Below are 12732 nucleotides of genomic sequence, written 5' to 3'. Positions count from 1 at the left end.
CCAGAACAGGGGTAGATCCCAAAGGAATCCCCAACCACCCACCACACAGGATGAGCGGTCATTGGGGGTTAATGCATTGGCATCAACATTTATGGCACACTGTTGAGTTCTCAAGAACCGGACGCACGACTGTCGGCCACTTTCGTGGCTTCTCGTCTGCGGACTTCGTCCAGCTTACCGGACCTTCAGGCCCGGTCAGGACGCTCCTTGTTCATCGGCAGGCCTCGCGCGCTCTTGAGCGTTCGTGGCGACCGATCTCGATCGGAGCTCCCCACCACCGCGGAGACCGGCCGGCTTCCCGTCCGTTCCTCCCCGCTGGGGTGTGACAACTACGTTAACTGCGGGCCAGCAGCGGGTCAAATCCGGCCGTCGGGTCGTCCACCTCGACGGGGTCCGGCGCGTCGGCCAGTGCTTCGACCCGCACCGCCAGCCCCTGCAGAGCCCGGCGCAACGGGCTGCGCCCGGCGTGCTCGGCCAGCGTCCGTCCCGCCAGCAGCGCCCCGTCGGCCGCGTCGTCGTGCGGCAGGGTCACCACGTCCTCGATCCCGGCCGACCGGCGGAGCACCGCCGTCGTGCGCCGGGCGGCCGGCGACCCGAGCGCCGAGGCACGCACCCGGTTCACGACGGGGACGAGCACGGCGTCGGGCGCGAGGTCGGCCAACTGCAGCCAGGCGCGGGACAGCCGCTGGAGCCCGATCGGGTCCCCGGCCCCCACGACCACCAGCACGTCGGCGGATCCGAGCACCGTGGCGAGCACCGCGTCGCGGCCCGACTCCTCGGCCAGGTCGTCGCACCCCCCGGCGAGGTCGACGACCGTCCAGTCGTGGGCCAGGGCGCCGACCTCGAGCACCCGTCGCAACGCCACGGGACGCAGCTCGCTCCAGCGCGACGGCTCCGCGGCACCGGACAGGACCGACAGCCCGGTGGCCGGGGCCGCCGCCCTCGCCCGCAGCGCCGCGACGTCCAGCCTCCCGTCGGCCGCGGCCCGCACGCAGGCCAGGAGCGACGGCGCGTCGTCCAGCAGCCCCAGCGCCTGCGCCACCGAGGCGCCCCGGGTGTCCGCGTCCGCGAGCAGCACCGTCTGCCCCGTCCCGGCGAGCTCCGCGGCGAGGTTCACGGCGACCGTCGTCCGGCCGCAGGAACCGTGCGGCCCCCACACCGCGACCACCCGTCCGGAGGCACCCGTCGCCGGCTCGGGCGGGAGCTCCGGCGCGACAGCCGGCTCACCGCCCCCGGCCACGGTCAGCGCGACCTCGCGAGCCACCTGCGCCGGCTCCTGGTCCTGCACCGCGAAGCGGCCGACCCCCAGACCGCGCCAGCGCCGTTCGGCCTGCTCGCCCTCCGCACCGGCGGGCAGGAGGACGAGGACGCCCACGCCGTGGCGCCGCAGGGCGGCCACGACCTCCGTGTCGCAGCCGGGCAGGTCGGCGCCGATCACCACCGCGCGGGCCAGCCCGGCCGCGGCGGCGGCCAGGACGTCGGCGACGTCCGCGCAGCGTCGGACCACCACCAGCTCGCGGCGCAGCGCCTCCCAGCCGGCCAGCAGGCGCGCCTCCCCGGGGCCGGGGATGGCGACGAGGACGGGCAGCGTCACGAGCGCGCTCCCGGCGCCGCGCTGCCCGGCACCGGCACCAGGACGAGGTCGTCCTCGGCCGAGACCGCCTGCAGGACGGCGGGCAGGGCGCCCACGGGGATGACGACCTGCACGTCCGCACCGCTGCGGGCGCTGAGCGCCCCGCCGCCGTCGACGAGCGCGGAGACCTCCGCCGCCTCGACGAGCCGCTCCGGCGCGGACCGCGCGTCGGCGCCGCCCAGGTCCGCCGGAGCCGGAGCCGGGACGACCCACACGTCCACGAGCGCGCCCACCGCGACGCCCGGGGGCACCGAGCCGGCCACCGGCACGGTCACCGGACGGGCCGTGAGGGCGTCGGCACCCCCGATCGAGGTCCGGGGCAGCAGCTCGCCCGCGGCCAGGCCCCGCAGGGCCACCACGTCGCCCGGCGGCGTGCGCGCGCTGACGTAGGTGGCCAGGGTGGCCTCGTCCAGGTGCACCTCGGCGACCGTCAGGTCGGCCGCGGTGAGGGTCTGCCCCGCCCCGACCGGCCGGTTCAGCGCCCACACCTCGACGGTGTCGCGGGCCTGGTCCACGACCCGGGCCCCGGCGACGACGCCGGCCAGCACCAGGACCACCCCGACCAGGAACCGGGGGTCGCGCCACGACGGGGCGCTGACCCGGCGCGTGGCCGCCCCCGCCTCGGCGACGTCGCGCCCCCGCACCGGCCGCACCGCTGTCCGCACTCGTCCCCACTCCCCCACCCGGCCCCGCCGGCCGTCCTCGACCGACGACCCATGGTGGGACCCGCGGCACGGGACCGGCCGGAGTTGTCCACAGGCCACCTGATCGGGTCAGCGCCGACCGGGTGGTCGCGTGGCAAGATGCGGGCACGGTCGGGTCCCGTACCCGACAGTGACCCTCCCAGTGCCCAGGAGACCTCGTGCCCGCCCGATTCCTCCCCCTCGCGGACGTCGCCGAGACGCTGGCGATCTCCTCGGCGCAGGCCTACGCGCTGGTCCGGACGGGTGAGCTGCGGGCGATCAAGGTCGGCGGCCGGGGGCAGTGGCGGGTCGAGGAGTCCGAGCTGGAGGACTACATCCAGCGCATGTACGCGCAGACCCGCGAGATGGTCCACGCCGGCGAGGACCACCTCACCGACTGAGGTTCACACCCGTTCGAGCACCGCCAGCACGGCGCCGAACGGGATCGACCGCGCCCCGGCCCCGTCCTCGACGTCGAGGTGGTCGGCGCAGACCCGGCGGACCGTGCCCGAGACCGCGCCCGCCGTCGTGCGCACCGTCACCCGCTCCTGCGCTGCCGCGAGCGCCCGCACCGCCATCAGGAACGTCCGGCGCGCCGCGACGGGCCCGGCCGGAGCGGCGCTGTGCGCCGGGACGCCCCGCAGGAACGCGACCGCGTGGGCCGGGACGAGGACCTGGCGGCCGCTGCGCTCGCGCGCCAGCGACCAGCCCGGGCCGGCTCCCAGCACCGTGCCGGTGACCGTCCCCCCGTCGTGCAGCACCCAGGTGACCTCCCCGGTCGCCGCCCGCAACCGGTCCGCCAGGGCGACCGTGGCCTCCTCGCGGGCGGTGCGGTCCGCCACCTCGGCGGCGAGGTCCTGGCGACGGCCGTGGTCGGCCTGGGCCTCCAGGTCCTCGAAGAGGTCGTCCCACCGCACGGACCCACGCTACGAGTCATCCGTCGTGACCGTCGGTCAGCCGGTGCCTTCCGAACGGGGCATAGACGGGCGACTCGCTGGCCCTGCGCACAGGCGGCGGATAGACATGCGCCACCAAACAGCACCAAACGACACCAAAGACCACCCGGAGGGCTCAACGTGCACCTGCCGCACTGGATCGCCCCGCACGTCACCGTGCGGACGCCGGCGGACGTGGTCGTCGGCGTGTGCGCCGTCGCCGGGGCGCTCGTCGTCCTGTGGCTGGCGCTCAGCGTGCTCGTCGCCCTCGTCGACGAGCTGCGGGTCCGCCGCTCGCCGCGCCGCGCCGTGCGGCTCACCCCCGGCGTGCCGGTCGTCGTCCGCCGGGTCGTGGCCCTGGTCGTCGGTGTCCTGCTCGGCTCCAGCGCGCTGTCCGCCGTCGCCGCCGAACGCGGCGCCGCCACCCACCTGCCCGAGGCCGGGTGGGCCGTCAGCGCACCCGTCGAGGCCGGCTGGGTGCCCACGCCCGCCCTCGCCGCGCCGTCCCCGCCGTCCCCGACGCCCGCGCCGGTCGCCGGCCCCGCGCGCCCGACCGCGGCGGGCGAGGAACTGGTCGTCCACCGCGGCGACAGCTTGTGGTCGCTGGCCCAGCAGCGGTGCGGCCCCGGGGCCAGCCGGGCCGACGTGCTCGCCGAGCAGGAGCGCCTCTACGCAGCCAACGCCGACGTCATCGGCGCCGACCCCGACGTCCTGCTCCCGGGCCAGGTCCTGCGCCTGCCCTGACCGACCCCGTCCCGATCCCCGACCCCCTGCACCGAACACTGAGGAGCCCGCACGTGTCCAGCACCACCCGCCTCCCGCACTACCTCGACGACGAGGACGCCCACGGCCCCGAGGGCCCCGTGCTGACGCACCTGAGCCCCGACCAGGGCGTGCTGGCGCTCGACCTCGCCGACGTGCGGCTGCGGCCCCCGGCGGACCTGCCCGAGGTCACCGGCTGGACCCGCCGCTACCTGGTGACGCTGCTGGAGGTCCTCACCGGCCTGCGGCCCACCCAGCAGCTGCTGCGCTGGTCCACCCCCGACATCTACGCCGGCGTCCAGCGGCGCGCCGCCCTCCAGGCGCGCATGCGCACCACCCGCAGCGGCACCGCGGTGCGCGCGGCCCGCGTCGCGAGCCTGCGCGTCTCCTTCCCCCGCGACGGGGTCGCCGAGGTCGGCGCCGTCCTGAAGGACACCGACCGCGTGCGGGCCGCGGCCCTGCGCGTCGAGCGCTGCACCGACCGCTCCGGGCAGCGGTGGCGGGTCACCGCCCTGGAGCTGGGCTGAGCGTCAGTCCTGGCGCTGCTGACGGTCCGCGGCGCGCCGCTGGGCCCGGTTGCCCGTGGCGGCCTCGGTCGCCTGGGCGTCACCGGAGTGCACCTCGACGTCGCCCTCGGCCGTCGGCGCGGTGTACTGCAGCTGCTGACGCACCGGCGGGGCGCCGAGACCCGGGGTGGGCGGGGCGACCCCGGCCTGCGCGGCGGGCTGGACCTGCAGGGAGAACAGGTAGCCGACCGACTCCTCCTTGATGGCGTCGGTCATCGCGCCGAACAGCTGGTAGCCCTCGCGCTGGTACTCCACGAGCGGGTCGCGCTGGGCCATGGCGCGCAGGCCGATGCCCTCCTGCAGGTAGTCCATCTCGTACAGGTGCTCGCGCCACTTGCGGTCGAGCACCGAGAGCACGACGCGGCGCTCGAGGTCGCGGATCACCGCCTCGCCGAGCTCCTCCTCACGGGCGTCGTAGCAGGCCTGCGCGTCACCGCGCAGCTCCTCGACGAGACGGTCGACCGTGAGGTTGCCGCGGCCACCGGCGGCCTCGACGACCTCCTCGGGCGTCACCGAGACCGGGTAGAGGCTGCGCAGCGCCGTGAACAGCTCCTCGAGGTCCCAGTCCTCCCCGAAGCCGCGCGCGGTGGCCTCCGAGACGTAGGCCGTCACGACGTCGTCGATGAAGTGGCGGATCTGCACGTGCAGGTCCTCGCCCTCGAGCACCTTGCGCCGCTCGGCGTAGATCACCTCGCGCTGGCGGTTCAGGACGTCGTCGTACTTCAGGACGTTCTTGCGGATCTCGAAGTTGCGCCCCTCGACCTGCCCCTGCGCGCTCTGGATGGCCCGCGAGACCATCTTCGACTCGATGGGGACGTCCTCGGGGATGCCCGTGCGGGTCAGGAACGTCTCGACCAGCGCCGCGTTGAACAGCCGCATCAGGTCGTCGGTCAGCGACAGGTAGAAGCGGGACTCCCCCGGGTCGCCCTGACGGCCCGAGCGGCCGCGCAGCTGGTTGTCGATGCGGCGCGACTCGTGGCGCTCGGTGCCCAGGACGTACAGCCCGCCGAGGTCGCGGACCTCGTCGTGCTCGGCCTTGACCGAGGCGTTGGCCTGCTCCAGGACCTCGGGCCAGGCGGCCTCGTACGCCTCCGGCGCCTCGTCGGGGTCCAGGCCCTTGTCCTTCATGGCCGCCACCGCGAGGAACTCCGCGTTGCCGCCGAGCATGATGTCCGTCCCGCGGCCGGCCATGTTCGTCGCGACCGTCACGGCGCCCTTGCGGCCGGCCTGCGCGACGATCGACGCCTCGCGCTCGTGCTGCTTGGCGTTGAGGACCGTGTGCTCGACCCCCGCCTTGGTCAGCAGGTTCGACAGGTACTCGCTCTTCTCCACGCTCGTGGTGCCCACCAGGACCGGCTGGCCCGTCGCGTGGTGCTCGGCGATGTCCTGCACGACGGCGGCGAACTTGGCCTGCTCGTTCTTGTAGACGAGGTCGGGCTGGTCCACGCGCACCGCCGGGCGGTTCGTCGGGATCGGCACCACGCCGAGCTTGTACGTCTGGTGGAACTCGGCGGCCTCGGTCATGGCCGTGCCGGTCATCCCCGCGAGCTTGTCGTACATGCGGAAGAAGTTCTGGAGGGTGATGGTCGCCAGCGTCTGGTTCTCGTTCTGGATCGGCACCCCCTCCTTGGCCTCGATGGCCTGGTGCATGCCCTCGTTGTAGCGGCGGCCGGCCAGGATGCGGCCGGTGTGCTCGTCGACGATGAGGACCTCGCCGTTCGGGGACACGACGTAGTCCTTGTCCCGCTTGAACAGCTCCTTGGCCTTGACGGCGTTGTTGAGGAACCCGATGAGCGGGGTGTTCACGCTCTCGTAGAGGTTCTCGATGCCGAGCAGGTCCTCGACCTTCTCGATCCCCGCCTCGAGGATCCCGATGGTGCGCTTCTTCTCGTCGACCTCGTAGTCCACGTCGATCGTCAGGCGGCGGACGATCTTGGCGAACTCGGTGTACCACTTGGTCGCCTGGTCGGCCGGCCCGGAGATGATCAGCGGGGTGCGGGCCTCGTCGATGAGGATCGAGTCGACCTCGTCGATGATCGCGAAGTGGTGCCCGCGCTGCACCATCTCGGAGACGTTCCACGCCATGTTGTCGCGCAGGTAGTCGAAGCCGAACTCGTTGTTCGTGCCGTACGTGATGTCGGCCGCGTACGCCTCGCGCCGCTCGTCCGGGCGCATCCGCGACAGGATGCAGGAGCTGGTCAGGCCCAGGAAGCGGTAGACGCGCCCCATCAGGTCGGACTGGTACTCGGCGAGGAAGTCGTTGACCGTGATGACGTGGACGCCCTCGCCGGTCAGGGCGTTGAGGTACGCCGGCAGCGTCGCGACGAGGGTCTTGCCCTCACCGGTGCGCATCTCGGCGATGTTGCCCTGGTGCAGGGCCGCGCCGCCCATGAGCTGCACGTCGAAGTGCCGCTGGCCCAGCGTGCGGCGGGCCGCCTCGCGCACCACCGCGAAGGCCTCCGGCAGCAGGTCGTCGAGGGTCTCGCCGCCGGCCAGGCGCTCCTTGAAGCGGTCCGTCTCACCGCGCAGCTCCGCGTCGCTCATCCCCTCGAAGTCGGGTTCGAGAGCGTTGACCTGCTCCGCGATGCGGTGCAGACGCTTGACCACGCGGCCCTCACCGGCGCGGAGGACCTTTTCGACGATCGCTGGCACCCCTTCACTCTAGCGGCGCAACGCCCGGTGACGGTGACAGCACGGACCGCAGCGGTGGCTCAGCGCGACCGGTCCAGCATCGCCCGCAGGTCGTGCGGGCGGATGCCGCTGATCGGCACCGGGACCGGTCCCGTCGCCGGGACGCGCGGCCCGCCGGCCACCGCGTCCGCGCCCGGCGCACCGACCGGGCCGAGCTGGCGGGCGAACAGCGCCGCCGCGTCCAGCGCCCGCTGCTCCGCCGGCTCCGGCGCGTCCGTGGGCTCCACGAACTCCACCAGGGCCGCCAGCGCGGGCGCGGCCCGCTCCACCGGCCCCAGCTCGGTCAGCTCCGACCCCAGCTCCGCGACCGAGCGGGGCGCCCCCAGCAGGACCCCCTGCGCGACCGCGCACCCGGCCTCGGTCAGCAGCAGCGCCTGCTCGGTGCGCTCCACGCCCTCGGCCACCACCCCCAGGTCCAGCGCCGCACCCAGCTCGCACAGCGTGCGGACGGCCGCCAGGGCGTCCGCCCCCTCGGGGCCGTCGATCTCGGCGACGAGGGTCCGGTCCAGCTTCACGCCGTCGACGGGCAGCTGGCGCAGCGGCGCCAGGGAGTGGTTCACCAGGACCCCGCCCTGCCCCGGGTCCAGGGTCGCGAAGTCGTCCAGCAGGATGCGGGCGCCGGTCGCGCGCAGCTTCTTCAACCGCGCGGCCAGCAGGTCCGGGTCCTCCCCCAGCAGGTCGGCGGGCACGTCCAGGACCAGGGCCGTCGGGTCCAGCCCCGCACCCGTCAGGGCCGCGCGGACGTCGTCGGCGGCCCCGCGGGTCATGACGTGCGCGGCCGACAGGTTCACCGTCACCGACAGGTCCGGCACCCGCTCGCGCCAGGCCACGGCCTGCGCGCACGCCGTCCGCAGCACCCAGCGCCACAGCTCCTCCACCGCCGGGGACCGCTCGGCACCGGCGAGGAACGCGCCGGGCTCCAGCAGGCCCCGCGTGCGGTGGCGCCACCGCAGCAGCGCCTCGGCCCCCACCACGGCGCCGTCGGCCAGCCGCACGATCGGCTGGTAGGCGAGCTCGAACTCGTCGTCCTTCACCGCGCGCAGCAGGTCGTGCTCCAGCTGGCGGCGCAGCCGGTCGGCGTCGTGCGTGTCGGCCTCGAAGACCACCACGCAGCTGGGGACGATCCCGGTCCCGGCCTCCGGCCCGGCCTCGTGCGCCTCGCCCTTGGCCATGTACATGGCGCTGTCGGCGCGGCGCAGCAGCTCCGCGGCCCCCACCCCCTCGGCCGCGACGGCGATGCCGATGCTCGCGCCCACCCGCACCGTCGCGCCGGCCGTCTCGAACGGCTGCGCCACGTCGGCCTGCACGCGGGCGGCGATGCGCTGCGCGGCCCGGCCCGGCTCGACGTCGCGCACCACGAGCGCGAACTCGTCCCCGCCCAGGCGCGCCGCGACGTCGTCCCCGCGCAGGCAGCGGCGCAGCCGGCGCGCCACCCGGGACAGCACCTCGTCACCGGCGGCGTGGCCGAGGGAGTCGTTGACCTGCTTGAAGCCGTTCAGGTCGATGAACAGGACGGCCGTGCCGAGCCCGTCGGACTCCCCCGCGCGCAGCGCCACCTCGAGGTGGCGCAGCAGGGTCGCCCGGTTGGGCAGGCTCGTCAGGGAGTCCGACGAGGCGGCCTCCACGGCCCGGACCGTGTCGGCGTGGCTCAGCGCCATGCTGGCGTGCTCGGCGAAGGCGCGCAGCACCGTCGCCCCCACCGGGTCCAGCGGGCCGCTGCCCAGGGTGTCCAGGACCAGGGCCCCGACGCTGCGGCCGTTGATGTGCACCGCCGCGGCCGCCGGGGCCGTCCCGTCGCCGACCGCGACGCCGAACCCGCCGAGGGCGTTCGCGGCCGCCAGCGCCAGCTCGGGGTCCAGCGGCGGCTCCCCGACGGCGGCGACGACGCTCATCCTCATCTGCGAGCGCGGGTCGGCCAGGACCAGGGTGACCGCGCGGTGGTCCATCAGCTCCGAGGAGCTCGCGGCGATCTGCACGAGCAGCTCCGGCAGCGGACGGCGGCTGGAGACGGCGCGCTGGAAGCGCACCGACGTGGTGAGCACCTGCTCGCGCTGGCGCAGCGCCTGCTGCAGGCGTCCGCGCTCGGCCGCCCCGCGGGCACCCTGCTGACGGTGCCACCGCTCCCGCTCGCGGCCGTGCCGGCCCAGGACGACGAGCCCGACGGCGCGCGCGACGAGCCGGACGGCGGCCAGGGACGCCTCGGCGGCACCGGCGTCCCCCGCGTCCCCCGCGTCCCCGGCGCCCTCGGCGCGGCCCACGACGACGTGGACGCCGGCCAGCGCCGGCACCTCCACGACGCTGGCCCGCACCCGCCCCAGCCCGGGGACCGCGAAGGACCCGCCGCCGTCGCGCACGACCCGCGCCAGCCCCCGCTCGGGCAGGAAGCGCTGCCCCAGGCCCACCCCGCCGTGGACGTGCGCGCCCTCGCAGACCGCGACGACGTCGGCGTCGACGAGGTCGGCGGCCAGGGCCGCGGCGCGGCGCAGGACGTCGCGCTCGGACGTCCCCGCCGACAGCTCGGTCAGGACGTGCTCGAGCAGCTGGCTGGCGAGCCCGACCTGGTCGGGGGAGAGCGCGGCGACGTCCACAGTGGGGTGTCGGCGCGGCGGGGGACGGTGTTGAGGCGTCAGTGCGCCGTTCGGGCGACGGCGGCGGCCAGCTCGGCGGCCAGGTCCCCGCGCCCGGCGACGGCCACGTCGTCCAGGTCCAGCCAGCCGGCCAGGTCCCGCAGCTCGGCGGCCAGCTCCTCGGCCGTCCCCGCGGGCGCGGACGGTTCGGCGTGGGCGGCCTCGACGCGCAGCACCCGCCCGGCCCGGTCGGCCTTGAGGTCGACGCGCCCCACGACGTCCTCGCCCAGCAGGAACGGCAGCACGTAGTACCCGTGGACGCGCTTGTCCCGGGGCACGTAGAACTCCAGCCGGACCGTCACCCCGAAGACCTCCTCGGTGCGGGCGCGGTGCCACACCAGCGGGTCGAACGGGGTCAGCAGGGCCCGGGCCCGCACGCGGGGGGCGCGGGCCCCGGCCCACCGGTAGGCCGGGCGGTGCGCGGCCCACCCGGCGACCCGGACCGGTTCCAGCTCCCCGGCCTCCACGAGCTCGGCGACGGCGCGCCGGGCCAGGGCCGGGGTGAGCCGGAAGTAGTCGCGCAGCGTGGGTTCGGTGGCGACGCCGGTGGCGCGCGCGGCGATGCGCACCAGGTCGCGGACGGCGTCCTCCGGGGTGGGGACGGGCAGGTCGCGGACGGCGGCGGGCAGGACGCGGGAGGTGAGGTCGTAGCGCCGCTCGAACTGCGCGGTGCGGCCCGCCACGGACAGCCGGCCGGCGAAGAACAGGTGCTCGCAGGCCCGCTTCACGTCCGACCAGTTCCAGCCCCAGTGCTCCTTGGCCCGCGGCGCGGCCGGGCCCAGCGCCGCCTCCAGCTCCCGCGCGGTGCGCGGACCGGCGGCGGCGACGTGCTCCTCGACGGCCTCGAGCAGGTCGGGGCGCTCGCGGGCGATGGAGCGGATGCTGCCCCAGGCGTCGGAGTCGGCGCGCTCCATCCGCCAGCGCAGCAGCAGGTGGGTGGCGGGCGCGACGTAGCTGGCCTCGTGCGCCCAGTACTCCACCAGCCGGCGCGGGCCGCGCTGCGCGGCGCGGTCCACCAGGTCGGCCGGGTAGGGGCCGAGGCGGCTGAAGAAGGGCAGGTAGTGGCTGCGGCACAGCACGTTCACGCTGTCGATCTGCACGACGCCGAGCCGGTCCACGACGCGCCCGACGTGGGCGGCGGTGACGGTGGCCGGGCGGCGGCGGTCGAAGCCCTGGGCGGCGAGCGCCGCCCGTCGGGCCGTGCGGGCCGAGATCTCCTCGACCCCGCCGGTCACGACAGCTCCACGATCTTCTCCCGGACCGCGTAGACGACGGCCTCCATCCGCGAGTGCAGCTGCAGCTTCTCCAGCAGGTTCCGGACGTGGTTCTTCACGGTGTTCTCGCTGATGCCGAGCTCGCCGGCGATCTCGCGGTTGGCCATGCCGCGGGCCAGCAGCCGCAGGACGTCGAGCTCGCGCGGGGACAGCCGGGGCGCACCGGGCAGGCCGAGGTTGCGCTCCTCGTCGCGCCGGCGCATCGCGTTGAACTCCCCCAGCAGCAGCCCGGCCATCTTCGGGGTGATGAGCGACTGCCCGGTCATGACCGAGCGGACGGCGTCGGCGACCTCCTCGGCGGGCACGTCCTTGAGCAGGTACCCGTTGGCGCCGGCGCGCACGGCCCCGAACAGGTCGTCCTCCTCCTCCGAGGAGGTCAACATGAGGATCTTGGTGGAGGGGGCGACGGCCTTGATCTGGGCGCAGGCGTCGATCCCGGAGCGGCGCGGCATCCACACGTCCATGAGGACGACGTCGGGCAGCAGCTCCTCGACGCGCTGGACGGCCTCGGCGCCGTCGGAGGCCTCGCCGACGACCTCGAGGTCGTCCTCGGTGGACAGGACCATCTGCAGTCCCCGCCGGAACAGCGAGTGGTCGTCGACGACCACGATCCGGATGGTCTCGCTCATGCCCGTCCCCCTGGTCGCCGTCGGCCTCCTGCGCGTCGGTCGATCTTGGCACGAGCGGCACGGGGTGCCACCGCGCGGCCCGCGGTGGCACCCCGTGCGGGCGGTTCAGCCCAGCCCGGCTCCGACGGCGGCCGCGAGCGCGGCGTCGGTCGTCCCCCGGTGGTCCTGGTCGGCCTCGTCGGCGGGGGCGGGTTTCACGTCGAGGTGGATGACGCCGTAGTCCCACCCGCGACGGCGGTACACCACGCTGGGGCTGCCGGTGGCCGCGTCGACGAACAGGTAGAAGTCGTGGCCCACGAGCTCCATCTCGTACAGCGCCTGGTCCAGGGTCATCGGGTGCGCGTCGTGCCGCTTCTCCCGGATCACGACCGGCGAGGCGTCCGCGAGCGCGGCCTCGGGGGCGTCGGCCGTGGGCGGGTGGCTGTCGGCCATCACGGCGGGCGTGGGTGCCGCCGCGCCGTCGGCGGCCGGTTCGGGCTCGACCTGCTCGGCCAGGGGCCGGGCGGGGTCGAAGGCACCGGTGAGGACCTCGTCGGACAGGCCGGCCGTCGCCTGGTGCACCGAGGTGGGCCGGTGCCGGCCGTGGTGCACCTTGCGGCGGTCGCGGGCGCGCCGCAACCGCTCGAGCAGCTTCGTGGTGGCCAGGTCGAGCGCGGCGTAGGGGTCGTCGGCGCAGGCTTCCGCGCGCACGACGGGCCCCTTGTCCCGCACGGTGATCTCGACGCGTTCGCAACTGCTGGCCTGTCGACGGTTCTTCTCGTGGGAAACCTCGACGTCGATGCGCTGGGCGCGCGGGGCGAGCTGGGTGACCTTCGCCTCCAGCTTGTCCTCGACGTGCCGGCGGAACCTCTCCTTGACGTCGGTGTGCCGTCCGGTGACCACAACTTCCACGGGATGCCTCCCTCGTTCGAGCTGGCGGCACCGGCACGTGG

Annotated in this window: 11 protein-coding genes; 3 read left to right on the top strand and 8 right to left on the bottom strand. The window is 75.1% G+C overall.

The features are described 5' to 3' along the window. Positions 1-334: 334 nt before the first annotated feature. Together ACRYRX_RS20155 and ACRYRX_RS20150 are read right to left on the bottom strand one after the other, a co-directional pair. Complete coding sequence (locus ACRYRX_RS20155; RefSeq protein ID WP_432514844.1) at positions 335-1594, bottom strand: AAA family ATPase; 1260 nt, start codon at positions 1592-1594, stop codon at positions 335-337. Beyond that, a complete protein-coding gene (locus tag ACRYRX_RS20150; protein WP_432514843.1) occupies positions 1591-2277 on the bottom strand; it encodes a hypothetical protein in 687 nt (228 codons plus the stop codon). The genes ACRYRX_RS20155 and ACRYRX_RS20150 overlap by 4 nt, the downstream gene beginning before the upstream one ends. Positions 2278-2495: 218 nt before the next feature. Between ACRYRX_RS20150 and ACRYRX_RS20145 the strand changes: the two genes are divergently transcribed. Continuing rightward, complete coding sequence (locus ACRYRX_RS20145) at positions 2496-2717, top strand: helix-turn-helix transcriptional regulator (RefSeq protein ID WP_432514842.1); 222 nt, start codon at positions 2496-2498, stop codon at positions 2715-2717. Between the two features lie 3 nt (positions 2718-2720). On the opposite strand, the gene ACRYRX_RS20140 is transcribed toward ACRYRX_RS20145, so the two are convergent. After that, complete coding sequence (locus ACRYRX_RS20140; protein ID WP_432514839.1) at positions 2721-3233, bottom strand: hypothetical protein; 513 nt, start codon at positions 3231-3233, stop codon at positions 2721-2723. Positions 3234-3392: 159 nt separating this feature from the next. On the opposite strand from ACRYRX_RS20140, the gene ACRYRX_RS20135 reads away from it, so the two are divergent. After that, positions 3393-3995: a LysM peptidoglycan-binding domain-containing protein gene (locus ACRYRX_RS20135; RefSeq protein WP_432514837.1), complete on the top strand. Its 603-nt coding sequence runs from the start codon at positions 3393-3395 to the stop codon at positions 3993-3995. A gap of 53 nt (positions 3996-4048) precedes the next feature. Next, positions 4049-4540: an Rv3235 family protein gene (locus tag ACRYRX_RS20130; protein ID WP_432514836.1), complete on the top strand. Its 492-nt coding sequence runs from the start codon at positions 4049-4051 to the stop codon at positions 4538-4540. A 3-nt stretch (positions 4541-4543) separates the two neighbouring features. Here ACRYRX_RS20130 and secA read toward each other — a convergent pair whose 3' ends face one another. The 5 genes from secA to hpf all read right to left on the bottom strand — a co-directional run bounded on the left by secA (position 4544) and on the right by hpf (position 12691). Then, entirely contained in the window at positions 4544-7231 is a 2688-nt protein-coding gene (gene secA / locus ACRYRX_RS20125; protein WP_432514833.1) for a preprotein translocase subunit SecA, read from the bottom strand. 59 nt (positions 7232-7290) lie between these two features. After that, the gene (locus ACRYRX_RS20120) at positions 7291-9858 is read right to left on the bottom strand and encodes a putative bifunctional diguanylate cyclase/phosphodiesterase (protein ID WP_432514830.1); all 2568 of its coding nucleotides are present in this window, start codon (positions 9856-9858) and stop codon (positions 7291-7293) included. Positions 9859-9896: 38 nt separating this feature from the next. Next, a complete protein-coding gene (locus ACRYRX_RS20115) occupies positions 9897-11132 on the bottom strand; it encodes a winged helix-turn-helix domain-containing protein (protein WP_432514828.1) in 1236 nt (411 codons plus the stop codon). Continuing rightward, complete coding sequence (locus ACRYRX_RS20110) at positions 11129-11800, bottom strand: response regulator (RefSeq protein WP_432514826.1); 672 nt, start codon at positions 11798-11800, stop codon at positions 11129-11131. Before ACRYRX_RS20110 ends, ACRYRX_RS20115 begins: the two co-directional genes overlap by 4 nt. Before the next feature lie 105 nt (positions 11801-11905). After that, positions 11906-12691 carry a ribosome hibernation-promoting factor, HPF/YfiA family gene (gene hpf / locus ACRYRX_RS20105; RefSeq protein ID WP_432514824.1) on the bottom strand — a complete coding sequence of 262 codons (786 nt, stop codon included), beginning with the start codon at positions 12689-12691 and terminating at the stop codon, positions 11906-11908. Between the last annotated feature and the right edge of the window lie 41 nt (positions 12692-12732).

Origin of the sequence: Kineococcus lubricus, from assembly GCF_050871965.1 — a bacterium.
Lineage (GTDB): Bacteria > Actinomycetota > Actinomycetes > Actinomycetales > Kineococcaceae > Kineococcus.
This window is presented reverse-complemented; position numbering and strand designations above follow the sequence as displayed.

What these genes read in the sequence shown, in the direction of transcription:
- ACRYRX_RS20110 (WP_432514826.1), bottom strand. Translation starts at nt 11,800, where the DNA reads ATGAGCGAGACCATCCGGATCGTGGTCGTCGACGACCACTCGCTGTTC.